At 70.0% G+C, this 25,677-nt stretch carries 26 protein-coding genes; 4 read left to right on the top strand and 22 right to left on the bottom strand.

Features of this window, described 5'->3' with window-relative positions; translation table 11 throughout:
* Positions 1-3 precede the first annotated feature (3 nt).
* From ACZK39_RS03575 to miaA, 4 genes are all read right to left on the bottom strand, one after another.
* Positions 4-1,914: an ATP-dependent DNA helicase gene (locus tag ACZK39_RS03575; protein WP_182799982.1), complete on the bottom strand. Its 1,911-nt coding sequence runs from the start codon at positions 1,912-1,914 to the stop codon at positions 4-6.
* A 67-nt stretch (positions 1,915-1,981) separates the two neighbouring features.
* Positions 1,982-3,406, bottom strand: coding sequence for a GTPase HflX (gene hflX / locus ACZK39_RS03570; RefSeq protein ID WP_459054570.1), 1,425 nt, complete (start codon positions 3,404-3,406; stop codon positions 1,982-1,984).
* A gap of 75 nt (positions 3,407-3,481) precedes the next feature.
* On the bottom strand, positions 3,482-4,297 hold the full coding sequence (dapF, locus tag ACZK39_RS03565; protein ID WP_463612544.1) for a diaminopimelate epimerase: 816 nt from the start codon (positions 4,295-4,297) through the stop codon (positions 3,482-3,484).
* Positions 4,236-5,237 carry a tRNA (adenosine(37)-N6)-dimethylallyltransferase MiaA gene (miaA, locus tag ACZK39_RS03560; RefSeq protein ID WP_370586099.1) on the bottom strand — a complete coding sequence of 334 codons (1,002 nt, stop codon included), beginning with the start codon at positions 5,235-5,237 and terminating at the stop codon, positions 4,236-4,238. The genes dapF and miaA overlap by 62 nt, the downstream gene beginning before the upstream one ends.
* A gap of 89 nt (positions 5,238-5,326) precedes the next feature.
* Between miaA and ACZK39_RS03555 the strand changes: the two genes are divergently transcribed.
* On the top strand, positions 5,327-5,524 hold the full coding sequence (locus ACZK39_RS03555; protein WP_182784258.1) for an antitoxin: 198 nt from the start codon (positions 5,327-5,329) through the stop codon (positions 5,522-5,524).
* A gap of 4 nt (positions 5,525-5,528) precedes the next feature.
* Here the strand turns inward: ACZK39_RS03555 and miaB are convergent, their stop codons facing one another.
* Positions 5,529-7,019 (bottom strand): tRNA (N6-isopentenyl adenosine(37)-C2)-methylthiotransferase MiaB, encoded by a 1,491-nt coding sequence (gene miaB, locus ACZK39_RS03550; protein ID WP_182799793.1) that lies wholly within the window; start codon positions 7,017-7,019, stop codon positions 5,529-5,531.
* A 66-nt stretch (positions 7,020-7,085) separates the two neighbouring features.
* Here miaB and ACZK39_RS03545 point away from each other — a divergent pair, with 66 nt between their 5' ends.
* Complete coding sequence (locus tag ACZK39_RS03545; RefSeq protein ID WP_182799792.1) at positions 7,086-7,964, top strand: aldose 1-epimerase family protein; 879 nt, start codon at positions 7,086-7,088, stop codon at positions 7,962-7,964.
* A gap of 6 nt (positions 7,965-7,970) precedes the next feature.
* Here ACZK39_RS03545 and rny read toward each other — a convergent pair whose 3' ends face one another.
* From rny to ACZK39_RS03525, 4 genes are all read right to left on the bottom strand, one after another.
* Positions 7,971-9,578: a ribonuclease Y gene (rny, locus tag ACZK39_RS03540; RefSeq protein ID WP_370585806.1), complete on the bottom strand. Its 1,608-nt coding sequence runs from the start codon at positions 9,576-9,578 to the stop codon at positions 7,971-7,973.
* Positions 9,579-9,832: 254 nt separating this feature from the next.
* Positions 9,833-10,354 (bottom strand): regulatory protein RecX, encoded by a 522-nt coding sequence (locus tag ACZK39_RS03535; RefSeq protein ID WP_182784264.1) that lies wholly within the window; start codon positions 10,352-10,354, stop codon positions 9,833-9,835.
* Positions 10,344-11,387 (bottom strand): recombinase RecA, encoded by a 1,044-nt coding sequence (gene recA, locus ACZK39_RS03530; RefSeq protein ID WP_182799791.1) that lies wholly within the window; start codon positions 11,385-11,387, stop codon positions 10,344-10,346. The genes ACZK39_RS03535 and recA overlap by 11 nt, the downstream gene beginning before the upstream one ends.
* A gap of 163 nt (positions 11,388-11,550) precedes the next feature.
* Positions 11,551-11,745 carry a DUF3046 domain-containing protein gene (locus ACZK39_RS03525; RefSeq protein ID WP_370585807.1) on the bottom strand — a complete coding sequence of 65 codons (195 nt, stop codon included), beginning with the start codon at positions 11,743-11,745 and terminating at the stop codon, positions 11,551-11,553.
* A 163-nt stretch (positions 11,746-11,908) separates the two neighbouring features.
* On the opposite strand from ACZK39_RS03525, the gene ACZK39_RS03520 reads away from it, so the two are divergent.
* Complete coding sequence (locus tag ACZK39_RS03520; RefSeq protein ID WP_182799981.1) at positions 11,909-12,667, top strand: DeoR/GlpR family DNA-binding transcription regulator; 759 nt, start codon at positions 11,909-11,911, stop codon at positions 12,665-12,667.
* Positions 12,668-12,680: 13 nt separating this feature from the next.
* Here the strand turns inward: ACZK39_RS03520 and ACZK39_RS03515 are convergent, their stop codons facing one another.
* The 10 genes from ACZK39_RS03515 to ACZK39_RS03470 form a co-directional block, all read right to left on the bottom strand.
* Positions 12,681-12,956 (bottom strand): helix-turn-helix domain-containing protein, encoded by a 276-nt coding sequence (locus ACZK39_RS03515; protein WP_370585808.1) that lies wholly within the window; start codon positions 12,954-12,956, stop codon positions 12,681-12,683.
* A gap of 86 nt (positions 12,957-13,042) precedes the next feature.
* The gene (locus ACZK39_RS03510) at positions 13,043-13,522 is read right to left on the bottom strand and encodes a CinA family protein (protein ID WP_182784271.1); all 480 of its coding nucleotides are present in this window, start codon (positions 13,520-13,522) and stop codon (positions 13,043-13,045) included.
* Between the two features lie 26 nt (positions 13,523-13,548).
* A complete protein-coding gene (gene pgsA / locus ACZK39_RS03505; RefSeq protein WP_182784273.1) occupies positions 13,549-14,166 on the bottom strand; it encodes a CDP-diacylglycerol--glycerol-3-phosphate 3-phosphatidyltransferase in 618 nt (205 codons plus the stop codon).
* Positions 14,163-15,581, bottom strand: coding sequence for a 30S ribosomal protein S12 methylthiotransferase RimO (gene rimO, locus ACZK39_RS03500; RefSeq protein WP_463612543.1), 1,419 nt, complete (start codon positions 15,579-15,581; stop codon positions 14,163-14,165). Before rimO ends, pgsA begins: the two co-directional genes overlap by 4 nt.
* Before the next feature lie 14 nt (positions 15,582-15,595).
* Positions 15,596-18,109: an FtsK/SpoIIIE family DNA translocase gene (locus tag ACZK39_RS03495; RefSeq protein ID WP_463612542.1), complete on the bottom strand. Its 2,514-nt coding sequence runs from the start codon at positions 18,107-18,109 to the stop codon at positions 15,596-15,598.
* 69 nt (positions 18,110-18,178) lie between these two features.
* Positions 18,179-19,102: a thiamine-phosphate kinase gene (locus tag ACZK39_RS03490; RefSeq protein ID WP_182784279.1), complete on the bottom strand. Its 924-nt coding sequence runs from the start codon at positions 19,100-19,102 to the stop codon at positions 18,179-18,181.
* Between the two features lies 1 nt (position 19,103).
* Complete coding sequence (locus ACZK39_RS03485) at positions 19,104-20,219, bottom strand: D-alanine--D-alanine ligase family protein (RefSeq protein WP_182799790.1); 1,116 nt, start codon at positions 20,217-20,219, stop codon at positions 19,104-19,106.
* A 31-nt stretch (positions 20,220-20,250) separates the two neighbouring features.
* Complete coding sequence (locus tag ACZK39_RS03480) at positions 20,251-21,045, bottom strand: lysophospholipid acyltransferase family protein (RefSeq protein ID WP_182799789.1); 795 nt, start codon at positions 21,043-21,045, stop codon at positions 20,251-20,253.
* A 26-nt stretch (positions 21,046-21,071) separates the two neighbouring features.
* Positions 21,072-22,262, bottom strand: a complete 1,191-nt coding sequence (locus tag ACZK39_RS03475) for a cytochrome P450 (RefSeq protein ID WP_463612541.1) — start codon at positions 22,260-22,262, stop codon at positions 21,072-21,074.
* Positions 22,259-22,888 carry a winged helix-turn-helix domain-containing protein gene (locus tag ACZK39_RS03470; protein ID WP_182799787.1) on the bottom strand — a complete coding sequence of 210 codons (630 nt, stop codon included), beginning with the start codon at positions 22,886-22,888 and terminating at the stop codon, positions 22,259-22,261. The genes ACZK39_RS03475 and ACZK39_RS03470 overlap by 4 nt, the downstream gene beginning before the upstream one ends.
* Positions 22,889-22,956: 68 nt before the next feature.
* Here ACZK39_RS03470 and ACZK39_RS03465 point away from each other — a divergent pair, with 68 nt between their 5' ends.
* On the top strand, positions 22,957-24,264 hold the full coding sequence (locus tag ACZK39_RS03465) for an MFS transporter (RefSeq protein ID WP_463612540.1): 1,308 nt from the start codon (positions 22,957-22,959) through the stop codon (positions 24,262-24,264).
* A gap of 36 nt (positions 24,265-24,300) precedes the next feature.
* On the opposite strand, the gene ACZK39_RS03460 is transcribed toward ACZK39_RS03465, so the two are convergent.
* The 3 genes from ACZK39_RS03460 to ACZK39_RS03450 all read right to left on the bottom strand — a co-directional run bounded on the left by ACZK39_RS03460 (position 24,301) and on the right by ACZK39_RS03450 (position 25,675).
* Positions 24,301-24,513 (bottom strand): hypothetical protein, encoded by a 213-nt coding sequence (locus ACZK39_RS03460; protein ID WP_463612539.1) that lies wholly within the window; start codon positions 24,511-24,513, stop codon positions 24,301-24,303.
* Positions 24,514-24,680: 167 nt separating this feature from the next.
* Complete coding sequence (locus tag ACZK39_RS03455) at positions 24,681-25,424, bottom strand: MOSC domain-containing protein (RefSeq protein ID WP_463612538.1); 744 nt, start codon at positions 25,422-25,424, stop codon at positions 24,681-24,683.
* Between the two features lie 8 nt (positions 25,425-25,432).
* A complete protein-coding gene (locus tag ACZK39_RS03450; RefSeq protein ID WP_463612537.1) occupies positions 25,433-25,675 on the bottom strand; it encodes a hypothetical protein in 243 nt (80 codons plus the stop codon).
* Positions 25,676-25,677: the final 2 nt, after the last annotated feature.

Below are 25,677 nucleotides of genomic sequence, written 5' to 3'. Positions count from 1 at the left end.
CGGCTACTCCGAGCCGCGGAGGCGCCGCAGCGCGCGGACAGCGATGTCGCCGTCGGTGGTCATCCAGAACCCAGGCAGCGAGGACTTGAGGTACTCGCCGTAGCGCTTCGTGACGAGGCGCGGATCGAGTACGGCCACCACGCCCCGGTCCTCCAGGCGGCGGATGAGCCGGCCGGACCCCTGCGCGAGCAGCAGCGCCGCGTGAGTGGCTGCCACCCTCATGAATCCGTTGCCCCCGGCATCGTCGACGGCCTTCTTCCGTGCCTGCATCAGCGGATCGTCTGGGCGCGGGAACGGGATCTTGTCGATGATGACCAGCTGGCAGGTCTCCCCCGGCACATCCACGCCCTGCCAGAGCGACATGGTGCCGAACAGGGAGGTCTTCGGGTCCTCGATGAAGGTGCGGGTCAGCTCGGAGAGCTGCGCATCCCCCTGACACAGCAGCGGCAGGTCCGGAAGCTCCCGGCGGCAGTACTCCGCGGCCTGCTCGGCTGCGCGGCGCGAGGAGAACAGCCCCAAGGTGCGCCCCTCGGCCGCCCACATCAGCTGCGCGATCTCGGCGAGCGTCTCGGGGCTCATCCCGTCTCTGCCCGGCGGGGGAAGCCGCTTGGCCACGTAGAGGATCCCCTGGCGGGCGTAGTCGAACGGCGACCCGACGTCCACCCCGCGCCACGCGAAGTTGTCTGCGGGCTCGGCGTCGCCGGTGAGCCTGTCGTTGTAGTTGAGCCCGACGGAGCTGGCCGCCGCCTCGAAGGAGCCCCCGAGCTCGAGGGTGGCTGAGGTGAGCACGGCCGTGGTCTCCCCGAAAACCTGGCTCCGCAGCAGCCCCGCGACATTCAACGGCGCCACGTAGGCGGCGCGGCCCAGGATGTCGGATTCGGTCACCCAGACGACGTCCTCCTCGCTGACCTTGGCGATCCGCTCCGCCACGTCGAAGATCTCCTTCACGGCAGACGATGCCTGGGTGCGTTCGGCGTCGTCGGTGACCTTCCCGAGCGCACTGACCACCTTGCGGGTGACGTCGCGCAGCTGCGCGGCGGCGAACGGCAGCGGCGCGGAGGCCGATAGGATGCGCGTCAGATCGGATTCGGCCAGGGCCTCGCGCAGCACGTCCGCCTGGTCCAGGAAGTCCACCCCGAGGTCGTCGTCGAGCCACGGGAGGGCGCGGCGGGCGGTGCGCTCCACGACGCCAGGGGTCAGTTCGTCTGTGGCGGCGGTGGTGATCCGGCTGACCAGCTCGTGGGCCTCGTCGATGATCACCGCGGAGTGTTCCGGCAGCGCGGTGCCCCCGTGCATCGCGTTGATGGCCAGCAGCGCGTGGTTGGTGACCACCAACTGGGCGCTGCGGGCCTCCTCGCGGGAGGCCTCCACGAAGCACTCCGAGCCGAAGGGGCACAGAGCCACCCCTAGGCACTCGCGAGTGGGGATCGAGATCTGCGCCCAGCCCTTGGCGGTGTGCGACGGCGCGTCGTCACGATCCGCCAGGCCCTTCCGCTCGGCCTCCTCCTCCACCCATTCCCTCAGCGCCAGCACCTCGGCGCCAAGCCTGGAGACGTCGTCGGCCTTGCCCGCAGCCTCGGCCAGTGCGGAGCTGCCCAGCAGCGAGTCCTGTTCGGCCGAGCCGCCTGCCCGCGCCCGGTACAGGCAGGCGTAGTTGGTGCGCCCCTTGAGGATGGCGGCCTTGGGCCGGGTTCCCGTCACCTCCTCGACGGCGTCGAGAGCGGTGGGGATGTCCTTGCTGGCCAGCTGCGCCTGGAGCGCGAGGGTGGCGGTGGCGACGATGATGCGCTCGTCGGTGTCCACGCAGCGGGCGAGCGCCGGAGCGAGGTAGCCGAGCGACTTTCCGGTGCCCGTGCCCGCCTGCACCAGCAGGTGGACCCCGCCCTCCAGCGTGTCTGCCACCGCGTCCGCCATCGCCTGCTGGCCCGGGCGGGCCTCGCCGTGGATCTCCCCGACGGCCGCGGCCAGGATGAGGCCGTGATCAGTCACGGACGAAGGCCACCAGCTCGTCGGCCAGGTCCGGGCGGACGCGTGCCGTGATGAGGGTGCCCTCAGCGGTGTGCTCCAGGGAGTCGATCACGGCGGTCTTGTGGACCTTGTCCACCAGGTCTCCCCGCTCATAGGGCACCATCACCGTGAGCTGCACCTCGGGACGCGGCAGCCGTGCGTCCAGCTCCGCGCGCAGCGGCTCAACGCCCAGGCCCGTGCGGGCGGAGACCACCACCGCGTCCGGATGGTTGGCCCGCAGAGCCATGATTGCGGCCTCGTCTGCCGCGTCGGCCTTGTTCAGCACCAGGAGCTCGGGCACCTGGGAGGCGCCGATCTCGTTGAGCACGGTGCGGACCGCGGCGATCTGCCCCTCCGGGTCAGGGTCTGAGGCATCCACGACATGCAGCAGCAGGTCCGCCTGAGCGGACTCCTCCAGCGTGGAGCGGAAGGCCTCGACGAGGTCGTGGGGCAGATGCCTGACGAACCCCACGGTGTCCGTCAGCGTGAAGACGCGGCCGTCGTCCGTCTCGGTGCGCCGCGTGGTGGGATCCAGCGTGGCGAACAGCGCGTCTTCGACCAGGACCCCCGCCCCGGTCAGCCTGTTGAGCAGCGAGGACTTGCCCGCATTGGTGTAGCCGACGATGGCCACCGACGGCACCTGATGGCGCCGCCTCTCGGCGCGCTTTCCCTCCCGCGTGGCGTCCATCTCCCGGAGCCGCCGCCGCAGCACCGCGATCCTGCTGTAGATCCGGCGCCGGTCCGTCTCGATCTTCGTCTCGCCGGGGCCACGGCCTCCGATGCCGGCTCCCCCCGCGGCGCGGCCACCCGCCTGGCGGGAGAGGTTTCCGCCCCATCCGCGGAGCCGCTGCTTCAGATACTGCAGCTGCGCCAGCTCCACCTGTGCCTTGCCCTCGGCGCTCTTGGCATGTTGGGCGAAGATGTCCAGGATCAGTGCGGTGCGGTCCACCACCTTCACCTTGATCCGGTCTTCCAGGTTGCGCAGCTGCGCGGGCTCCAGTTCGCCGTCGCAGATGACGGTGTCCGCGCCGGTGGAGCGCACCGTTTCCGCGACCTCTTCCACCTTGCCTCGACCCACGTAGGTGGCCGGGTCAGGGTGGCTGCGCCGCTGGACCAGCTCTGCCAACACTTCGGAGCCGGCCGTTTCCGCGAGCAGCCTCAGCTCAGTCATCGCGTTGTCTGCGTCCTCCTGAGTGCCGGAGGTCCAGACGCTCACCAGCACCACCCGCTCGAGGCGCAGCTGGCGGTACTCGACCTCGGTGACGTCTTCCAGCTCGGTGCGCAACCCCGCGACCCTGCGCAGCGAGCGCCGGGCCTCAAGGTCTTCCTGGTCTCCGTCGAGGTCCGGCTCGGGTTCGGCGTCGAAGTCGAGCTGCTCGTCAAGTGAATGTTCTGTCATCGTGGGCCCCATTGTCCCAGCCCACACGCCGTAACCCAAGCTGCGGGAGCCTGGCTGTGGATAACCCGCGACGGATCAGATCCAGAACTCGCCGCGACCCACGATCACGGCGGGGCCGGTCAGCCGCGCCTCGCCGTCGACGAACTCGGCCGTCAGCTCCCCGCCGGGCACGGTGACGACGACTGGGCCGGGATGCCCGGAGCTGTTCCGGTGGGCGGCGGCTGCGGCCACCACGCCGGTGCCGCAGCTCATCGTCTCACCCACGCCCCGCTCGTAGACCCTCATCGCCAGCCGGCCGGGGCCCTCGACGTGCACGAACTCGATGTTGGCGCCCTCGGGGTAGGCCGACGCAGGCTCCCAGACCGGTGCATGATGCAGCTCCAGCCCCGGCAGGACCCCGTCGTCGACGAAGACCACGGCGTGCGGGTTGCCCACATCCACCTTCACCGCGGGCCACTCGAGGCCCTCGTGGAGCACCGTGACGGGGGTGTCGAGGACTGCGACGCGCCCGATGTCCGTGCTGATCAGGCCGTGCCGGGCGACATCGATGTGCTTGACTCCGGCGCGGGTGGCGACGTCGAAGGACCCGCTGTCCACCAGCTGTTCGTTGATGAGGTGCCGGGCGAAGACGCGAAGCCCGTTGCCACACATCTCCGCCACGGAGCCGTCGGCGTTGTAGTAGTCCATGAACCACAGACCGGGCTCGCCCTCCCAGTCGCGCACGCTGCCGGCGCGGACCACCCGGATCACGCCGTCGGCGCCGATGCCCGAACGCCTGTCGCACACCACCTGGATGAACTGGGGATGCATCTCATGCATGCCGTAGGAATCATCGAGGATGATGAAGTCGTTCTTGGTGCCGTGACCCTTGTGGAAGCTGAAGCGCCGCATCGTGACCCTCTCCCGCGTGATCGGCCAATCCTAGCGCGGCAAGCACCGTCGCGACGTTGCTGGTGGCGGTTGCGTCCAGCCAGACGATGCGCGGGTCCCTGTGGTACCACCCGAGCTGCCTGCGGAAGAACCTGCGGGTGGCCGCCTTGACCGCCGCGCGCGCCTCCTCTGCGGTGCTCAGTCCGTCCAGGTGGTCCACCACCTGCCGGTAGCCGATGGCGCGCACCGCCGTCACCCCTTCGCGCAGCCCGACGTCCAGTAGCCGCCGCACCTCGTCGACGAGCCCCTGGTCGAACATTGCATCGACCCGTTGCTCGATGCGCGCGTCCAGGGCCGCGCGCTCCAAGCTGAGGCCGAACTGGTGCACGTCGGGTAGCTCGTAGGTCCACTCCGGCAGGCTCGGCCGGTGGCCCCCGGTCAGCTCCGCCACCTCCAGCGCCCGCACGGTCCGGCGTCCGTTGCCCGGCTCGATCTTGGCCGCGGACTCCGGCGCGAGCAGGGCGAGCCGACGGTGCAGCTCCGGCGCCCCGACCCGGTCCAGCTCGGCCTCCCACCGGGCCCGGATCTCCGCGTCCGAGCCGGGAAAATCGAAGTGGTCCACGATGGCCCGGGTGTACAGGGGCGAACCGCCCACCATGATGGGCACCACCCCCCGGGCACGCAGCTCGGCGATGACCGACCGCGCCGCCGCCTGAAACTCGGCCACGGAGGCCCGTTCGGTGACCTCAGCGGTGTCGATCAGATGATGCGGCACCCCGGCCCGCTCCTCGCGGGTCGGCTTGGCCGTTCCGATGTCCATGCCGCGGTAGACCAGCATCGAGTCCGCGTTGACGATCTCGGCGGGACGGCCGGAGGCGATCAGGCTGAGGGCCAGGTCGACGGCGAGTCGGGACTTGCCCGTCGCCGTCGGGCCCACGAGCACGATGAGCGGCAGGGACACGCACGCCAGTGTGCCACGCTGCCCGCCGTCGGTTTGCGCGCCGGGCATGATGGAGGCGTTCGATCCACCAACCAAAGAAGGAGCACAACATGGGACTTTTCGACAACATCGGAGACCTCGCCAAGCAGCACGAGGAGCAGATCGAGGCCGGCATCGAGCAGGCCGGTGACCTGATCGACGAGAAGACCGGCGGCAAGTACGCCGGCCAGGTCGATCAGGCGCAGGCGTTCGCCAACGAGAAGCTCGACTCTGTCACGGGCGACCAGGCGCCCCCCGCAGGGTCCTGACGGGTCAGGCGCAGCCGGCGCTCACCGTTTCGGGCGCCGGCTCGCCCACCGCAGGCATCCCCAGCCCGATGCCCACGGGCTTCGGCTGAGCGGTGGCCGCCTCCCAGGCGTCGCCGCCCCGGGTTCGCCGCAGGTTCCTCAGGGGCTCGTCGGAGTTGAGGTGATGGGGCGCCGCGTGGGTGACCCGCACCGTCGCGATGTCCCCGGGGCGCGGGCGTAGCGCGGGCTCCGAGGGCACAGCCACGTGCACGAGGCGGTTGTCGCGGCCTCGGCCGCTCATCCGGTGTGTCTCCGCATCCTTGCGGCCCTCGCCGGTGGCGAACATCACCTCGATGTCGCTGCCTGCCAGGCGGCGGTTCTCCTCCCAGGCCAGGTCGTTGACGAGCTCCACCAGCCTCTCGTAGCGCTCCTGCGTGACCGCCTTCGGCACCTGGTCCGGCATGGTCGCGGCGGGGGTCCCGGGCCGGATGGAGTACTGGAACGTGTAGGCGGCGGAGAACCGGGCGCGGCGGACCACGTCCATCGTGGCCAGGAAGTCCGTCTCCGTCTCGCCGGGGAAGCCGACGATGATGTCGGTGGTGATGGCGGCCTCCGGCATGGCTGAGCGCACGCGGTCCAGGATCCCGAGGAACCGTTCGGACCGGTAGGAGCGGCGCATGGACTTCAGAATCCGGTCTGATCCGGACTGCAGCGGCATGTGCAGCTGGGGCATCACGTTGTGGGTCTCCGCCATGGCGTCGATCACGTCGTCGGTGAAGTCCTTGGGGTGGGGTGAGGTGAACCTCACCCGCTCAAGGCCCTTCACCTCCCCGCAGGCCCTGAGCAGCTTCGCGAACGCCTGCCGGTCCCCGAACTCCACGCCGTAGGCGTTGACGTTCTGGCCCAGCAGGGTGATCTCCTGCACGCCCTGCTCCACCAGCATCTCGATCTCGGCGAGGATGTCGCCCGGGCGCCGGTCAGCCTCCTTGCCGCGCAGCGCCGGCACGATGCAGAACGTGCAGGTGTTGTTGCAGCCCACGGAGATCGACACCCACGCGGAGTACGGCGACTCCCGACGGGTGGGCAGGTTGCTGGGGAACGTCTCCAGCGCCTCCTTGATCTCGATCTGCGCCTCGCGCTCCACGCGTGCCCGCTCGAGGAGCGTGGGGAGGGAGCCGACGTTGTGGGTGCCGAACACCACGTCCACCCAGGGCGCCTTCGCGAGGATGAGGTCCCGGTCCTTCTGGGCCATGCAGCCGCCCACGGCGATCTGCAGGCCCGGATGACGGGCCTTCACGCTGGCCATGTGGCCCAGGTTGCCGTAGAGCCGGTTGTCCGCGTTCTCCCGCACCGCGCACGTGTTGAACACCACGACGTCGGCTCCGGCGCCGAGCCCGTCGCCTGCCTGCGCGCGGGACAGGCCGGCCGATTCCAGCAACCCGCTGATCCGCTCCGAGTCGTGGACGTTCATCTGACACCCGTAGGTGATGACGTGGTAGGTGCGTGGGTCAGCCATGGTTCCACCATGCTAATCGCCCGCCTGAGGGCCACCCAATCATGGGCCTGCCGTAGGCTCGGCCCCATGACGCTCAACCCCACCGGCACCCAGTTCACCATCACTCACGGCCGCTTCGCCGCCGTCGTCACGGAGGTCGGAGCCACGCTGCGCAGCCTGACCTTTGACGGCCAGGAGGTGCTCTGGACCTTCGCCGAGAACGAGGCCCCCTCCGGCTCGATGGGGCGCCAGCTCCTCCCCTGGCCCAACCGGATCCGCGACGGCCGTTACACCTTCGACGGGGAGAGCTACCAGCTGCCGATCACCGAGGTGCCGCGCACCACAGCCCTGCACGGGCTCAACGACGGCGTCGCCTGGCAGCTCGTCAGCCACACGGCCGACGAGGTGATCCTCACGTCGCGCTACTACCCGCAACGCGGGTGGAACGCGGTGCTGGAGGCCACCATCGGGCACCGCGTCGGCGACGACGGGCTGACGGTGAGCGTCGAGGTGACCAACGTGGGCGCCACGCGCGCCCCCTACGGCTACGGCGCGCACCCCTACCTGGCGGCGGACCTCGCCACGGCGGAGCTCACCCTCCCCTTCGCGCAGGAGCTGCTGGTGGACCCGGAGCGGCTGCTGCCGATCTCCATCGCCGAGGTCACAGCGGAGCACGACTTCCGCGAGACGCGCGTCATCGGCGACACCGAGTTCGACACGGCGTTGACCGGCGTCGACGGCGCGTGGGAGCTGACGCTCACCACGCTCGGGCGCACCGTCACCCTGTGGGCCGACGAGACGCTCCCCTGGGGGCAGGTGTTCACGCAGCCTCAGCGCAAGGCTCTGGCCGTCGAGCCTATGACCTGCGGCCCGGACGCGTTCAACGAGGGCCCCACCCACGAGGGTCTGATCGTGCTGGAGCCGGGGGCGTCGTCGCGCTCGGTGTGGGGCTTCCGGGTCAGCTGACCGGCGTCAGTGGGCGGTCTCCGTGGCGCGCGATTCGCGCACCACGGTGATCCTGATCTGCCCCGGATAGCTCAGGTTCCGCTCCACCTCCGCGGCGATGTCACGCGCCAGCGAGTGCGCCTGTGCGTCGTCGACGCTCTCCGGGGCCACCATGATCCGCACCTCGCGGCCTGCCTGCATGGCGTACGCGCGCACGACCCCCTCGTGCGCCATCGCGATGCCCTCGAGGTTCTCCATCCGCTCGACGTAGGCCTCGAGTGATTCGCGCCGGGCGCCGGGACGCGAGCCTGAGATGGCGTCCGCGGCCTGGGTGAGCACCGCCTCGACGGTGCGGGGCTCCACCTCGTTGTGGTGGGCCTCGACGGCGTGGACGATGTCCTCGTGCTCGCCGTGCTTGCGCAGCAGCTCCGCGCCGATGAGGGCGTGGGGGCCCTCCACCTCGTGCGTGAGCGCCTTGCCGATGTCGTGGAGGAAGGCGGCCCGCTTGCACACCGCCACGTCCAGCCCGAGCTCCGCCGCCATCACCCCGGCGAGGTGCGCGCACTCGACCAGGTGGCGCAGCACGTTCTGTCCGTAGGAGGTGCGGTAGGCCAGCGAGCCGAGGATCGGGATGAGGTCCGGATGCAGATCCACGATGCCCACCTCGGCGAGAGCATCCTCGGCCTCCCGTTCGATCCGCTCGTGGATGCGGCGCTGGCTGCGCTCGAAGACCTCCTCGATGCGGGCGGGGTGGATGCGGCCGTCCGCCACCAGGTCCGTCAGCGTGAGCCTGGCCGTCTCCCGCCGGACCGGATCGAAGCTGCTCAGCAGTACCGACTCGGGAGTGTCGTCGATGAGGACGTTGACGCCGGTGATCTGCTCGAAGGCACGGATGTTGCGGCCCTCACGCCCGATGATGCGGCCCTTCATGTCGTCGCTCGGGAGATCCACCGTCGAGACCACGGACTCGCTGGTCTGCTCGGAGGCCACCCGTTGGATGGCGGTGATGACGATCGAGCGTGCCAGCCGATCCGCCTCCCGCTTTGCGGTGGCCTCGATGTCGCGGGCCAGCGATGTGGCGGTGAGCTTGGCCTGCCGCTCCGCCTCGACGATGATCTCCGCCTTCGCCTCGGCCACCGTCAGGCCGGCCACGCGTTCCAACTCAGCATTGGCCTGCTCCCGCTCCTCGCGCAGGGCCTCACGCTGCTCGCGCAGCTGGGCACGCTGCGCCTCCATCCGTTGGGCGCGGGACTCGAGGCCCTCTGCGTCTGCAGCCACCCGGTCCTCGCGCTCGTGAAGGCGTGACTCGCGTCTCTCCTGGGTGGCTCGGATCTCCCGCAGCTCGGCGCGCTGCGCGGCGAGCGAGATCTCCATCTCCGCACGCCGTCGCTCCACGTCCTCCATGGCTTCCCGGGCCCGGTCCTGGGCCTTCGCCAGCATCCGCTCCGCGTCTTCGCGCAGCGAGTTGGCGGCCACCTGGGCCGACTCCCGCATCGAGGCCATGTCGTCCCGGGAACGCCGCTCCCAGGAGTCACGCTCCGCCCGTGACCGCGCGGCTGATCGCCACAGGAACCACATCAGGACGAGGACGCCAACCAGGAGAAGGCCTGCAACGATCCAACCGAGCTCGCGCACGGCGCCTCCTTCGCTAGAACCACATGGTTCGCGGGCACCGCACATCTCCGGGCAGACACGCCCGACCTCATGGGTCGGGAAAAGGTTCGGAGCGCGCCAGCGCACTCCGAGGGTGGGCGTCATGCGGTGGCCGAGGCCACCGAGTGGTGTCGTTTCAGATTCACCGGCCGAAGCAGGCGAGAGTTTATGCGGGGTCCTGGAACCTTGCCCCCGAGCCTATTCCTGACCTGTGGAAAACTCAACAGTTGGCACGATCAAAAATCATCATCCGCGACGCCGGTCTCCTCGGACTCCCCCATCACCTCATCGACGACCGAGGCCACCACGCCCCCGTCGAACCCGCGACGGGCGAGTGCACCGTAGAGCCGGCGGCGCGCGACCGCCGGCTCCAGCGCAGCCATCGACCGCAGCCTGCGACGGGCCAGCGTGAGTGCGGCACGGCGCTCGTCGTCCCTGCTGAGCCCTGCCAACGCCTCATCGGCGACGTGACGCTCGATGCCCTTGGTCTGCAGCTCCTGCCTGATCCGCATCCGTCCTCGAAGACCGAACCCCGACCTGGACGCGGTGAGCGCTGCAGCGAACGACGCGTCGTCGATCAGGCCGACATCCGTGAAGCGCTCGAGTATCTCGTCTGCCACATCCTCAGGAACGTTGCGCCGCGCCATGGCGCTGCGCAACTCCTTCTCGGAGCGCTGGCGCACAGCCAGCTGGTCCAGCGCGATCTTGCGGGCCACCTCGAGCTGGGTGGCCCGCTCCGTGGGAACCTCAGAAGTCAACTTCGCCTGTCTCCGGGTTGATCCCCTCAGGGACCCCTTCCTTGTCCACCCCGAGGTGGAGGCGGATGCGGCGCTCGATCTCGGCCGCCACGTCGGGGTGGTTCCTGAGGAAGTTGCGGGCGTTCTCCTTGCCCTGCCCCAGCTGATCCGCGTCGTAGGTGAACCAGGCTCCGGCCTTGCGGATGATGCCGGCTTCCACGCCCATGTCGATCAGGCTGCCCTCACGGGAGATTCCCTCGCCGTAGATGATGTCGAACTCGGCCTGCTTGAAGGGCGGTGCCACCTTGTTCTTGACCACCTTGACGCGGGTGCGGTTGCCCACGCTCTCTGTGCCGTCCTTGAGGGTCTCGATGCGGCGGACGTCCAGGCGCACGGAGGAGTAGAACTTCAGGGCGCGACCACCGGTGGTGGTCTCCGGGCTGCCGAACATGACGCCGATCTTCTCGCGCAGCTGGTTGATGAAGATGGCGGTGGTGTTGGTGGTCTTCAGGGCGCCCGTCATCTTGCGCAGCGCCTGCGACATGAGGCGAGCCTGGAGGCCGACGTGCGAGTCTCCCATCTCGCCTTCGATCTCCGCGCGCGGGGTGAGGGCGGCCACCGAGTCGATCACGATGAGCGCGATCGCCCCGGACCGCACGAGCGTGTCCGCGATCTCCAGGGCCTGCTCGCCGTTGTCCGGCTGGGAGACCAGCAGCTCATCGGTGTTGACGCCGAGCTTCTGCGCGTAGTCGGGATCCAGCGCGTGCTCCGCGTCGATGAACGCGCAGATGCCGCCGCCGCGCTGGGCGTTGGCGATGGCGTGCAAAGCCACGGTGGTCTTTCCGCTGGACTCCGGGCCGAAGACCTCGACCACCCGGCCGCGCGGAAGACCCCCGATGCCGAGCGCCACGTCCAGCGCCACGGAACCGGTGGGGATGATGTCGATGGGCTGACGGTTGTCCTCCCCCAGGCGCATCACGGATCCCTTTCCGTGGGCCTTCTCGATCTGGGCGAGGGCTGCTTCTAGCGCCTTGTTGCGGTCCGCTACGGCCATGGGATGAATCCTCTCGAGGACTGGACCGCGAACGGCCAGCTGCTGTGTGGTGTTGTCACTCTAGGAAACGGCTCGGACACTTTTTCAGCCGAGCCACCGCCTGTGGAGAACTGTTGTGGAACCCAGCCTAGGCGAACACTCGTTCGAATGCCGCGCGACACGCTCAACGCTGCGTGTCATCCAGTTCGAGGTGCAGCCATACGGCCCGCCAGATGCGCTTGCAGGGCAGCCCCGCCTCGAGCGCCTCCCGGACCGTGCGGCCCCCGAGTTCCGCGAGCACCACCTGATCCGCCCACACGGCGGCGTACCCGGAGGGCAGCACGGTGCCCATTCGCAGCCACAACTCCACCTCACGCACACCGCCACCGTAGCCGCCCACGCAACCCGCGTTCGACTCACGCGAGAGCGATGAGCGAGGGATGTAGACTCGCTCAGAAAGTTGAGCACAACGCTCAACCGGTGCGAAGGAGCCCGCTCGGATGAATGCGCCTGGACTGACCTCCCACAAGCGCTCAGACCGCATGGTGGCGCTGCTGGCGATGCTCAACGAGAACGGGCCGCTGGCTCTGTCGGACCTGGCCTCGACACTCGGCGCGTCGGCCGCCACCATCCGCCGCGACGTGGCCCTCCTCGCCGCACAGGGACTGCTGGAGCGCACGCACGGCGGCGCGCGGGCGGTCAAGGGCAGGGAACTGCCGGTGCGGCTGCGGGATGGGCGCAATCAGGACGCCAAGCGCCGCATCGCCCGCACCGTCGTCGGGCTCCTCCCTCCGGGGCGGCACGCCATCGGCCTCACCGGGGGCACGACGACGGCGGAGGTGCTGCGCGCACTGCACCACCGCAGCGATCTGACGATCATCACCAACTCGATCAGCATCGGCCTCGAGGCCGCCGAGCAGGGCCAGGCCCGGATCCTGATCGCCGGCGGCGTCCTCCGTCCGAGCTCACTGGAGCTGGTCGGCTCCCTGGCTGAATCCACCATGAAGCTGGTCAACGTGGGCACAGCCGTGGTGGGGGTCGACGGGGTCAGCGCCTCAGGTGGGCTGACCACACACGACGAGATCGAGGCGCGCACCAACTACGCGATGATCGAGCGCGCCGAGCGGGTGGTGGTGGTGGTGGACTCGACGAAGGTGGGTCACGTGACCCTGGCCAAGATGGCCGACATCACAGAGATCCACGCCCTCGTCACGGATGCGGGAGCGCCCGAAGACGAGCTGCAACGCATCCGCGACGCGGGCGTCGAGGTCTACGTGGTGGAGGGACCACCCAGCCACTGAGCGGGCCCTCTGCTCAGGCGGCCACCGGCACGCGACGCATCCGCTGCGCCTCGAGGGCGGCCAACTTGCCGCTGATGGCGATCATCAGATCCGACAGCGACAGGTCCAGAGCGGTCGCGATGGCGAAGAGCACCTCGCTGGAGGCCTCCTTGTGGCCCCGCTCGATCTCCGAAAGGTAGCCGAGCGAGACCATGCTCGCCAGCGACACTTCACGCAGGGTCATGCCGGTGGACATCCGCTTTTCCCGGAGCGTCTCACCCATCACCTTACGAATCAGAATCGTCTTCACGGCTACCTACCCAACTGGAGGGCTCACTGCCCGTCCTCGGAGGGTGAAACCACGGCAGCTGCCGGTTTGTTCCCGATTGTTTGGATCTACAGAACGCGCAGCAGCATCTCGAAGGCGTGCTCGACCGCGGCGGCACGCACGGCCTCACGGTCTCCGTCGAACACCCTGAGCTCCGTGTACTGGGGAGCCGGCGACATCCCCACCCTGGGGCCGACGACGGCGAACCACACGGTGCCCACCTTGGCGCCGTCTGTCTCCGTGGGACCGGCCACGCCCGTGGTGGCGATGGCCCAGTCCGCATCGCAGCGTGCTTTGGCGCCCACCGCCATCTGGAGGGCGGTGAGCTCGTTGACGACCCCCTCCGAGTCGATCAGCTCCGGATCCACCCCGGCCAGGCGGGCCTTGAGGTCTCTGGCGTAGGTGATGAGGCCGCCGCGGTAGACGACCGAGGCGCCGGGCACCGAGGTGAGGGCCGCACCGATGCCGCCGCCGGTGAGCGACTCGCAGGTGGCGAGCGTCACGGACCGGTGGGTCATCTTCTTGATCACATCTTCTGCCGTGGTCACCAGGCCCCCTCGTCGCGTCCGTCCGGTCAGCCTACCTGGCCCGCCCTGCCCTGCTTGCGGATGTTCCAGGCGTGGCGGAGGTAGTCCGCGCCTGTGACGACCGTGAGGATCAGCGCGGCCCACATGAGCGCCCAGGCGATGAACTGGACGGCGCTCGGAAGGAACTGCAGCCCGACGCTGAAGACGATCAGCGCAAGGGTCTGGGTGAGCGTCTTGGCCTTGCCACCCTTGTTCGCGGCCATGATCCCGTACTTGGCGATGGCGGCGCGCACCCAGGTGATGCCCCACTCGCGCACCAGGATGATGATGGTGAAGAACCACGGCAGGCCCACCTGGCCGGGAAAGGAGTCCAGGATGGACAACGAGACGAAGGCGGCGCCGGTCAGCGCCTTGTCCGCGACCGGGTCCCAGAGCTTGCCGAAGTCCGTGACGAGGTTGTATCGGCGCGCAATGTAGCCGTCGGCCAGATCCGTCAACATGGCGACCACGAACACGGCGGTGGCGGCGAGGCGCCAGCCGAGATCATCCGGGGCGATGAACATGAGCACCACGTAGACGGGCACCAGCAGGATGCGGATCACCGTCAGCACGTTGGGGACGTTCAGGTTGCTCGGTTTCCCGACGGCCCGCTTGGGTTGGCTCATGTCGCCTCCGCGATCAGATCGATTCCGGCCGAATCCACCACGTGCGCGGCCACCAGATCGCCGACCGAAGCCTCGCGATCGAGCGTGACCACACCGTCGGTCTCAGGGCCCTGGTGCATCGCGCGCCCGACGATCTCATCGTCGATGCTCTCCACAAGGACGACGATATCCTCACCAACCCGGTCCGCGGCGCGCGCCTCGCAGACTTCGAGGGCCAGATCGGCCAGGTGGGCGCGCCGCGCCTCGATCTCGTCCTCGGGGAGGTGCCCTGGCAGCCCGACGCCCTCGGTGCCCTCCTCGTCGGAGTAGCCGAAGACGCCCATGACGTCGAGGTTCGCCTCGACGATGAACCCTCTCAGGATCTCGAGGTCCGCCTCGGTCTCCCCCGGGAACCCCGCGATGACGTTGCTGCGGATGCCGGCCGCGGGGGCATGCGCCCGGATCCTGCCGATGAGGTCCAGGAAGCTGTCCGCATCGCCGAAACGGCGCATGGCGCGGAGGACGGAGCGTGAGGCGTGCTGGAAGCTGAGATCGAAGTAGGGCACCACCTTCTCCGTGGTGAGCATGGCGTCCAGCATCCCGGGGCGGATCTCCGCCGGCTGCAGGTACGACACCCGGATCCAGTCCAGCCCGTCCACCCGGCTCAGCCGCGACAGTAGCGTCTCCAGCCGGTGCTCCGTCCCGAGGTCCTTGCCGTAGGAGGAGGTGTTCTCCGAGACGAGGAAGACCTCCTTGACGCCCTGCTCGACGAGCCAGCGTGCCTCCGCCTCGATCTCGTCGACGGGGCGCGACAGGTAGCTGCCGCGGAAGGCGGGGATGGCGCAGAACGCGCATCGACGGTCGCACCCGGAGGCGATCTTCAGGGACGCGGACGGCCCCCCGGCGAGGCGGCGGCGCAGCGTGCGGGGCCCCGAGGCCGGGGCCACACCGTCGGGCAGCGGGGAGTGCCCCGGCACCGCGACACCTCCAGCCGCGGCGGGACGGGCCGACGGCGTCAGCGGGAGCAGCAGGCGGCGGTCGCGGGGGACGTGCGAGGTGTGGTGCTCGCCGTCGAGGATGCCTCGGAGCCGGTCGGCGATGTTGGCGTAGTCGTCGAACCCGAGGACGGCGTCGGCCTCCGGCAGCTCGTCGGCGAGCTGGACGCCGTACCGCTCGGCCATGCACCCGACAGCGACGACGGCGCGCACCGTTCCGGCGTCCTTCAGCTCCGCGGCCTCCAGGAGGGTGTTGATGGAGTCCTGCTTGGCCTGCTCGACGAAGCCGCACGTGTTGACCACCACCGTCTCCGCGGCGCCCGGGTCGTCGACGAGAAGGAACCCACCCACCTCGAGGCGCGCGGCCAGCTCCTCGGAGTCGACGTCGTTGCGGGCGCAGCCGAGGGAGGCGATGTGGACGGAGTGGGTGGCTGTCTTCACCGGGCCATTATCCGCTACCCGGCCGCGAGGTTGGCCAGCACGTCGTCGAGGTCATCGGGCTTGACCAGCACGTCGCGGGCCTTGGAGCCCTCGGACGGGCCCACCACTCCCCTGCTCTCGAGGATGTCCATCAGCCGTCCGGCCTTGGCGAACCCCACCCGCAGCTTGCGCTGCAGCATCGAGGTGGACCCCAGCTGGAGCTCCACGACGAGGCGGCAGGCGTCCAGGACCAGGTCCATGTCGTCGCCGATGTCGTCGACCACCTTCTTCTCGCCCCCGCCCGCGACCGTCACGTCGTCGCGGTAGTTGGGCTGAAGCTGCGTGGAGACGAAGGACACCACATCCCGGATCTCGGACTCGTTGACCCACGCGCCCTGGACGCGGACGGGCTTGCCCGCCCCCATCGGCAGGAAGAGCCCGTCGCCCTTGCCGACGAGCTTCTCGGCCCCGGGCTGGTCCAGGATGACGCGCGAATCGGTCATCGACGACGTGGCGAAGGCCAGCCGGGAGGGCACGTTGGCCTTGATCAGGCCGGTGACGACGTCCGTGGAGGGGCGCTGCGTGGCGAGCACGAGGTGGATGCCTGCGGCGCGGGCGAGCTGCGTGATGCGCACCACGGACTCCTCCACATCGCGCGGCGCCACCATCATGAGGTCGGCGAGCTCGTCGACCACGATCAGCAGGTAGGGGTACGGCGCCAGGACGCGCTCCGAGCCCTCGGGCAGCTTGACCTGCCCGGCGCGCACGGCCTTGTTGAAGTCGTCGACGTGCCGGAACCCGAAGGCCGCGAGGTCGTCGTAGCGCAGGTCCATCTCGCGCACGGCCCAGGCCAGGGCCTCCGCGGCCTTCTTCGGGTTGGTGATGATGGGGGTGACCAGGTGCGGGATGCCCTCGTAGTGGTTCAGCTCCACCCGCTTCGGGTCCACCAGGAGGAGGCGAACCTCGTCCGGGGTGGCGCGCATCATGATCGATGTGATCAGCGAGTTGATGAAGCTGGACTTGCCGGAGCCGGTGGCGCCGGCCACAAGGAGGTGCGGCATCTTGGCCATGTTGGCCACCACGAAGCCACCCTCGACGTCCTTGCCGAGCGCCACGGTGAGCGGGTGGTGGTCGTTCTTCGCCTTCGGGGAGCGCAGCACGTCGCCGAGCGAGACCACCTCCTTGTCCAGGTTGGGGATCTCGATGCCGATGGCGGACTTGCCGGGGATGGGGGTGAGGATCCGGATCTCGTTGGATCCCACCGCGTAGGCGATGTTGTCCGCCAGGCCCGTGACCTTGCTGACCTTGATGGCCGAGCCGAGCTCCACCTCGTAGCGGGTGACGGTGGGGCCGCGGGTGTAGCCGGTGACGCGCGCGTCGATCTCGAACTCGCGCAGCACGTCCCCGAGCTGGCGCACCACCTTGTCCGAGGCCTCCGTGCGCGACTTCGGCTTGGAGCCGGTGGCCAGCGTCCGGTCGTCGGGGAGCGTGTAGACCATGTCTCCGCCGAGCTGCAGCTGCTCGGCCTTGGCCGGCGGGGGCGTGTGCGGCGGCGGATCGAGCTCGCGGTGCGCCTCGGTCTTGGGCCGGCCGGGCGCGGGCCGGACCTCGGGTTCGGCGGGGAGGAGATAGCCCTCGTCGTCGATGTCGTAGACGGCCTCCTCGGAGGGTTCCTCGGCCGGATCGGCCACCAGCGGCGTGTCGTAGGGCACGTCGACGCCCAGCTTCAGCTTGGGGCGCGACTCGTCGGCGTCGCCGTCGGTCTCGACGAGGGCACTGACAAGGCCCTTCGCCCCGGCAGCGAGCTCATGCAGCGGGCGCCCGATCACCACGAGCACGCCGAAGAGGGTGACCAGCACCAGGATCGGCACCGTAACCCAGACGGTCAGCAGTTCCACCAGCAGGCTGGAGGCCACGTGGCCGACGATGCCCCCGGCCTCCCGCAGCGCGGTCATGTCGCTGGGCTGGGGCATCCCACGGTTGATGTGCACCAACCCGAGGACGCCGATTGTGATGAGGACCCAGCCGAGTCCAGTGCGGGGAGCGGCGTCCACATCACGCGGATGACGCAGCACCCGCCACGAGCCGTAGAGCAGCACCGCGGGGACCACCACCGAGAGCGAACCGAATACCGTCGAGATGCCGTCCCCCAGGCCCTGGCCCACAGGGCCGGGCAGGAGGAACCAGAACCGGGCAGCCACCACGATGCCGAGCGCCAGCAGGAACAGGCCCCAGCCGTCGCGGCGGAGCTTGGGGTCCACGTCCTGGGCGGCACCGCCGAAGCTGCGCGCGATCCAGCCGACGCCCCCGGCGAGCCCGCGGAACGTGGCGCCGATGCCGCGGGCCAGGGCCCGCATGGCGCGGCTGAAGCCGCCGGGGCCCTGGGGTGGCGCCGCCTTCGCGGGCGCGGGACGGCGCGACGAAGAGCCGGACCTCGACGGGGAGGCCGGCTTCTTGGTTGCCGTTGTCTTGCTGGAACGCGCAGCACTGGTCGAAGAGCTCGACTTCGTGCTGGCGCTCCGCGTGGGGGAAGAGCCGCGGGACGCCATGCGTCCCAACCTAGCCCAGGCCCGCCGCGTGGCCCGTATTTGCCCCGGCCGTTCGGCGGATCCGGCGGGTCAGGCGAAGTGGTCCCAGCCGAGGCTGCCGTCGAAGTGGGCGCCGTCGACGAGCACGCCCCGGCCCTCACGGACCACCCCGACCCTGCGCCATCCGACGGGGAGGGGGGCTCCGGGCGGGAATGTCGCGGCGAGTGCGTGGTCCTCTCCCCCGGCCATCACGAAGCCCAGCCCGGGCTTGCCTGTGGCCGCGGCCACCCGCTGGACCGCCTCGGGAACGGCGAGTGAGGAGGTGTCGACGTCGATGAGCACGTGGCTGGCCTCGGCGATGTGGCCGAGGTCCGCCAGGAGTCCGTCTGAGACGTCGAGCATCGCGGTGGCCCCCGCCAGGGCGGCCGCGATCCCCTGCCCGTACGGCACGGTGGGGGTCAGCTGCTCCGCGACCAGCTCCTTGGGTGAGCCGAAGCCGCGCTGCAGCACCGCGAGCCCTGCACCCGCCCAGCCGAGGCGCCCGCAGACCGCCACCACGTCTCCGACCCGGGCACCGGCCCTGGTCACGGCAGGCCTGCCACCGAGGTCTCCGAGGGCCGTGACGCAGATGGCGATGTGCGCCGACGACGACAGGTCTCCGCCCACCAGGCTCACGCCCGCCTTGGCGCACTCCTCCTTGGCGCCCTCCTCGAACTCGGCCACCCAGTCCTGGTCCAGGTCCTTGGGAAAGGCCAGCGCCACCACCACGGAGCTGGGCCGTGCCCCCATCGCCTCCACGTCGGAGACGTTGACCGCCACCGCCTTGCGGCCCACCGCGCGGGCGGGCGACCACTGGCGCTTGAAGTGGACGTTCTCGATCAGCATGTCGGTGGTGACGACCACATGGCCGGCCAGGTCCAGGACCGCGGCGTCGTCGCCCACCGAGAGCACCACGTCGTCGCCGACGACGAGCCCCGAGGTGATCCGTTCGATCAGCTCGAACTCACCCGCCACGTCAGCGCAGCCCCACCGGGCGCGCCAGCGCCAGGTCGATCAGGCGACCCACCAGCTCGGGATAGGTCATGCCCGTCTCCTGCCACAGGGTGGGATACATGGAGATCTGCGTGAAGCCGGGCATCGTGTTGACCTCGTTGATCCACGCGCCCTGATCCGTGACGAAGAAGTCCGCGCGGACGAGGCCCTCGGCGTCGACGGCGGCGTAGGCACGCTTGGCCAGGGCCTGGAGGCGTGCGGTGAGTTCCGGGGGGATGTCCGCGGAGGCGTCCAGCGCGGCGCCGTTCTCGTCGATGTACTTGGCCTCGAAGTCGTAGAAGCCGTCGGCCGCCTGGACCCTGATCTCACCGACGCCGGAGGCGCGGCAGCCCTCTGCGTCCTCCGGGTCTCCCAGCACCGCGACCTCGAGCTCCCGCGCCCCGGTGAAGCCCTGCTCCACCACGATCTTCGGGTCGAAGCGCTGGGCCTCGTCGATGGCCGCGTCGAGCTGGTCCGGGCCGGTGACCCGCGAGATGCCCAGCGATGATCCGCCGCGGGCGGGCTTGACGAACAGCGGGTAGGTGAGGTTCTCGTTGATCTCCCGGACGACGGCGGCCCGGTCGTGCCGGAGGCGGTGGCCCGACGCGGCCACGTAGGGCCACACCGGGAGCCCTGCGGCCTCGAAGGCCACCTTCATGAAGTGCTTGTCCATGCCGACGGCCGACGCAGTGACGCCGCTGCCGACGTACTTGATGCCCATCAGCTCGAACATGCCCTGGATGGTGCCGTCCTCGCCGAAGGGGCCGTGCAGGAGTGCGAAGGCCACGTCCACCCCGTTGATGTCGACCAGCTTCTCGCCGGAGCGGGTGGCCACCTCGCAGCCGTGCTCGCCCACCATCCACACCGCGTCGTGCTCGGGGTCCGCCACCTCGGGGACCTTGCCGTCGACGATCCGGTAGCCGGCGATCACCTCGAGCGGGACCTGCGTCCACCGGCCGTTGCGGCTGATGCCCACGCCCACCACGTCGAAGCGACTACGGTCGATGGCCTTGAGGACGCCGGAGGCCGTCAGGCACGAGATGCCGTGCTCCGATGACTGGCCGCCGAAGATCAACGCCACGCGGATGCGGTCGCTCACTGGTCCTCCTAGGGGTGATGCGAGCGGCAGTCTACTCGGAGGGTCGCGGCTTCTTCGGCACGCGCCTGCCCACCCTGATGTCGAAGCGGTCCGTGGGCGGCTCCTCCCCGCGGAGCTTGCCCACCATGTCCGTCAGTACGTCGAGGATCTCGTCGGTCACCGCGTCGAGCACGTCCGGGGTGGGCTTCATGCCCATGTAGCGGCTCAGATCGATGGGCGGGCCGGCCATGATGGCCACGTCCTTGCGGCGGCCGAAGATCCGCCGGAACTCGAGCTTCTTCTGGCCGAGGATCAGGTTGGCCCCGATCTGTGCGATGGGGACGACGGGCGCCCCGGAGGAGAGCGCCAGGCGCGCGGCCCCCCGTCGGCCGGTCATGGGCCACACGTCCGGGTCTGCCGTGATGGTGCCCTCGGGGTAGATGGCCACGGCCTGCCCCTTCTCCAGGGCTTTCGCCGCGTGGGAGAGCGAGTCCCCCGCACGGTAGGTGCCGCGATGCACGGGGATCTGCTCGCACTGGGTGGCCACCCAGCCGAGCACCGGCACCTTCCAGATGTCCGACTTGCCCAGGAATCGCGGCCACCGGCCGCTCCAGATCACGAACCCGCCCAGCACGATGGGGTCGAAGTTGGAGATGTGGTTGGCCACGAGGATGACGCCGCCGGTGGGCGGGATGTTTTCCTGCCCGGCCCAGGTCTGGCGGGCGAAGATCGGCACCCCGGACCGGGCGAGGTGCCCGATCAGGTGGTAGACCCAGGGAGCGGGCTCATGGTTGACCTTGCGCAGCGGGCGACGCCAAGGCTTCGCGACGGTGACCGGTTTCGTCATTGGGTCATCATGGCAGGTGGCCGCCCTCAGCCGTCGATCCTGAGCCGGAAACCGCGCAGCCAATATCCGGCGATGAGGTCGTCCCAGCCCACGTCGGGCTCCCGTAGGATCCGCGGCCGGCGTCGGAGGAGGCGGGTGAGGAGCACGTCGGATTCGAGGATCGCCAGCGGCTGTCCGGGGCACTTGTGGGCGCCGTCGCCGAAGCTGAGCCCGGCCTCGTTGACGCCGGCGGCGGTGTCGCGGTGGGGGCTGAGGTGGAGCGGGTCCTCGCCGACTGCGTCCGGGTCCGCGTTCGCGGTGCGCACGAAGATGTCCACCAGGTCTCCAGCGGCCATGGTGCAGGTCTCGCCGCGGTCGGTCACCTCGATGGGCTCCTGGACGCGGCGGTAGAGGTGCCCGACGACAGGCTCCAACCGGATGATCTCGTTGAGAATGGCGTGCCGCTCCGGCTGACCCGCCACCAGGTACCGCTCCCGAAGGGCGTCGTCGCCCAGCAGGTGCAGAGCGGCCATGCAGATGAACTCCCGGGTGGTCACCATCCCGGCGGTGCCGTACGTGACGCACTCGACGAGGATCTCGATGTCCGAGTAGTCCTCCGCGATGAGGTGGCTGATGATGTCGTCCTGGGGCTCCTTGCGCCGGGCGCGGATGGCGGGGCGGGCGTCCTGGAGGTGGAAGCGGGCGATGGGCAGGAGCCCGTTGAAGGCCGCCTTCGCCCATTGCAGATTGGTGCGGCCGAGGCCGGGCTTGGTGATGTCGAACGGGGGCTGGTTGAAGAAGCTCACCAGCCGCTTGGCCATCTTCTTCGGCGGCGCTGCCGTGAGCCCGACCACCTCGGCGGTCACTTCGACGGTGTAGTGGAGCGCGAGCTCGTCGAGCGTGATCTCCGGGCCCGCCTCGTCGAGCAGCCTGTCCGCGCAGTCCTCCATCTGCGTCTCGTAGCGTCTGGTGACCACCACGGGGGCGAAGAACCGGGCAACCTTTTTGCGCTGCTCGTCGTGCATCGGCCCGTCAGACATGAGGATGGGGTGGTGTGTGAGGTAGCCCTTGGGGATTGCCTCGGCGGTGAATCCGGCCTGGGTGGTGGCGTGCCGGGCGCGGAGCACCTGTTGGGCGGCGGCGAGCGACCTGATGCGCCACACTCTCTCGGTCCGCTCGACGCGCGGCCCGTCGGGCTCTCCGGGTCGCTCGACCCGGCGGTGTGCCCCCCGGCTCATCGCCCGGCCCCGATCGCCGCGGCGTCTCCGGGTACAGACGGCAGCGGGACGGCGCTGACGTAGACCCGCACCCGGCGCTCATCCGGACGGGCGGCCAGGTGGGCTGGGGTGGGGCCCGCGGCCTCGCGCAGGCCCTTCGCCTCCTCGGTGTGCCGCTCGACGACGGCCAGCAGTTCGTCGCTGAGCGCCTCGAGTTCGTCTCGAGTGAGCCACGCGCTGGTGGATCCCAGCACGCTGGCGTCCCGCCAGCCCTCAGGGTCGTCCTCCAGCGCCTCGACGGCGGCGTGCAGCGTGTCTGCCTGGTTGTCGATCATCCACCGGTTGAGGGTCCGCACGGTGTGGGTATCCGGGTCTGCCACCTTGTCGTAGGAGAAGCCGACGGCGCGCCACCAGCGCTCGCGCCCTGTCCCCTCGCCCGCGACCTCCTCGACGAAGCCGAACTTCGCGAGCTGCCGGAGGTGGTAGCTGGTCTGGCCGCTGCTCTCCCCCGTCTCGCGCGCGAGGACGCTCGCGGTGGCCTGCCCCTGGTCGCTGAGAAGGCGATAGAGCTGCATGCGCAGGGGGTGCGCGAACGCCTTGATCTGCTGGGCCGTGGCCGGCCGGGAATGGGTCTTGCGCTCGGACATGATGCAGAGGTACCTTTGCAGAGAAATCTTTGCATAGCTTCTTCTGCATCAGTCTACTGGAGGATCTCATGGCCGTGCGTCCCCTGGATCGACGATTCCGCGTCCACCTGTCCACCGTCGCGCTGGCGAATCTGGCCGACGGCGTGGTCGCCACCGGCGTGCCGCTGCTGGCCGTCACCCTGACCCGCTCCCCGGCGCTCATCGGGCTGCTCACCGCGGCCGTCTGGCTGCCATGGCTGCTGGCCGGCATCCCGGCCGGCGTGTTGGTGGACCGATGGGACCGCCGTCGCACGATGCTGGTGGCGCTGACTGTGCGCGCACTCCTCCTCGCCTCGGTCGCGGTGGCGGGCGCCGCGGGCGGGCTGAGCATCTGGTGGCTGGTCGGCTTCGCGCTGGCGTACGGGTTCACAGAGGTGTTCACGGACCTGGCCGCCCAGGCGCAGGTGCCCGCACTGGTCGGCCGGGACGGAGCGACGCTGCGGAGCGCGAACTCGCGGCTGCTCGCCGTCGAGCAGGCCGCCGGGGGTTTCGTGGCCCCGCCGGTGGCGGGCCTGCTCGTGGCCGTCGGAGCGGGGTGGGTGACCGGGGTCCCGGCGCTCATCGTCGTCGCGGCGGTGATCGTGTTGGCGCTAGGGCTCCGGGGCCGGTTCACCGCGCCTCGGGCGGCCGTCGAGGATGGGGGTGACGCCGGGGCCGGGGCTGGAGCCGGAACGCTCCGCCGCGAGCTCGGGGAGGGCCTCGGCGTCCTCTGGCGGCATCGCGTGCTGCGCCCGTTGCTGATCGCCGCGGGCCTGTGGAACTTCGCGTCCACCGCGCTGTCCGCCGTCATCGTGCTGTGGATGGTGGGTCCGGGATCGGCAGGCGAGCTGACACCCCAGGAGTGGTCCCTGATCCTGCTGGCCATGCCGGTCGGCGGGCTCCTGGGCAGCGTGGTCGCGGGGCCGCTCACGTCGCGGTGGCCGGAGATGCGGGTGCTGGTCGCCTGCTGGGGATCCGCCGGTCTGATCAACCTGCTGCCCCTGCTGTGGCCCGCTGCCTGGTCCTTCGCACTGTTCCTCATGTGCGCGGGAGTGTTCGGCGTCGTCGGCAACGTCGTCAGCGGGTCGCTCCGGCCGCGGATGGTCGAGGAGCGGCTGCTGGGCCGCGTGCACGGCGCAGCCCGGGTGATCGGCTTCGGCACCATGCCGCTGGGGGCCGTCGTCGGCGGGCAGGTGGCGCAGTGGTTCGGCATTCCGGCCGTGTTTGTCGCGGTGGTGGCGCTCATGCTGTTTTCGACGGCGATCGTCGCGCTGAGGGTCCCACAGCCCGTCGTCGACCGGTGGGAGCTGCGGCCGGCCGACGTCAGGCCCGAGGCGCCCGAACGGGTCGCCGCCTGACCGGGTCGTGGGCCCGGGGAGCCACGCGCCGGTCCGTTACCCGTGCGGGGTCAGGGGCGCGGCCTGGGCGCTAGGGCTGGGTGCCCTGAAGTCCGTGGTCGAGGGATCGAGAGCGCCGAGCGTAGTCACGGCGATGGCGAGGCTCGCCAGGAGGGCCAGCGACAGTGCGACCAGAATGTCGAGCAGGCCGTCCCGCACGGTGTCGAGGAACACATAGGAGGCGCCGACCGATGTCTGCATCGTGGGCATGTCTCCATTGTCCGACCGGCAGGAGCTGCCGTCGTCATCCGTGACAGCACGGATTCCCATCTGCCGACAAGCGGGCGCACACCTTCCCATGGCGACCGAGGCCGTCGTCACGCGCAGGCACCCACTGCGCCGTTGCTGAAGGCCCGCCGCAGTAGCGCCTTGAGGCCTCAGGCCAGGTGAACACCATCACCGACATGGACCCGTCCCGCCGTCGTCACGACGGCGTCCACCCCGAACACCAGCTCGTTTCCCTGACGGCGATAGTCCGCCAGGGCCTTCAGCCCCTGGGTGCGGCCCCTGCCCGTGACGGGGTCCAGGTCGATCACATGGCAGCGAGGGATCGCGCGGCGCACCTCGATCTCGGCCTCCCCGAGGACCAGTCGCCGACCAATCCATGCGTCCTCAACGTGCGGCGCATCCGTCCGCACGGTGAACGTGGCCCGCAGCTGCGAGTCGAGTACGGCCGTGCCGACCCGGCGGGAGAGCTCGTCAAGCGAACCGGTGGTGATGAGGCTGACGCTGGCGCCGTAGACCACCTCTCCCCCGCCGGCCCGCGCAAGCACCACGTCGAATCCCAGGAACGCGGAGAACGTCTCCGCCCACGGCCCCTCGACGATCTCGAGCTCCACACCTCGCCCCCAGTAGTCGAGTGTGCGCGTCTCGCCTCTGGACCCCGGCACGCCGTCCACCACCGCCCCGGGCAGCGTGACGGTCAGCACGCCGTCGGTCCAGCTGGCCGTGGCCTGCATGAGGGTGGGGCTCTCGACGGTGCGAACCACCCGTCCTCGCGACGGGTCGACGAGGCAGAACACCCTGTCGCCGACCGGCCCGTCCAGCGTCAGGTCGACGAACGGCCGACCCACGTGACGGGCGCCCTTCAGCGAGGTGAAGCCGGCCCGGGAGACGTGCACAGCTGCCTTCAGTTCGCCCGGACGGTGCGCAACACGAACTCAGCCACGTCGTCGAGCATCTCGACGAGGTGATCGGGCTGTCCGGTCCAGATCTGGCGCGACGTCGGCAGGCCGGCCAGGATCATCGTGGCGGTGAGGTCATCGACCGCCATCCCCCGCGGCGCCGGGCGCGCAGCGATGGCCGCGGCGCGCTGCTGCTGCTCAGGTGTGAGCCCCGCCCACCAGGCCACAAGCCGCTGCTCATCAATCACGC

It is taken from the genome of Tessaracoccus luoxuelianae (assembly GCF_055326245.1).
Note: the sequence above shows the minus strand (reverse complement) of the source record. Positions and strands in the feature narration are given on the sequence as shown.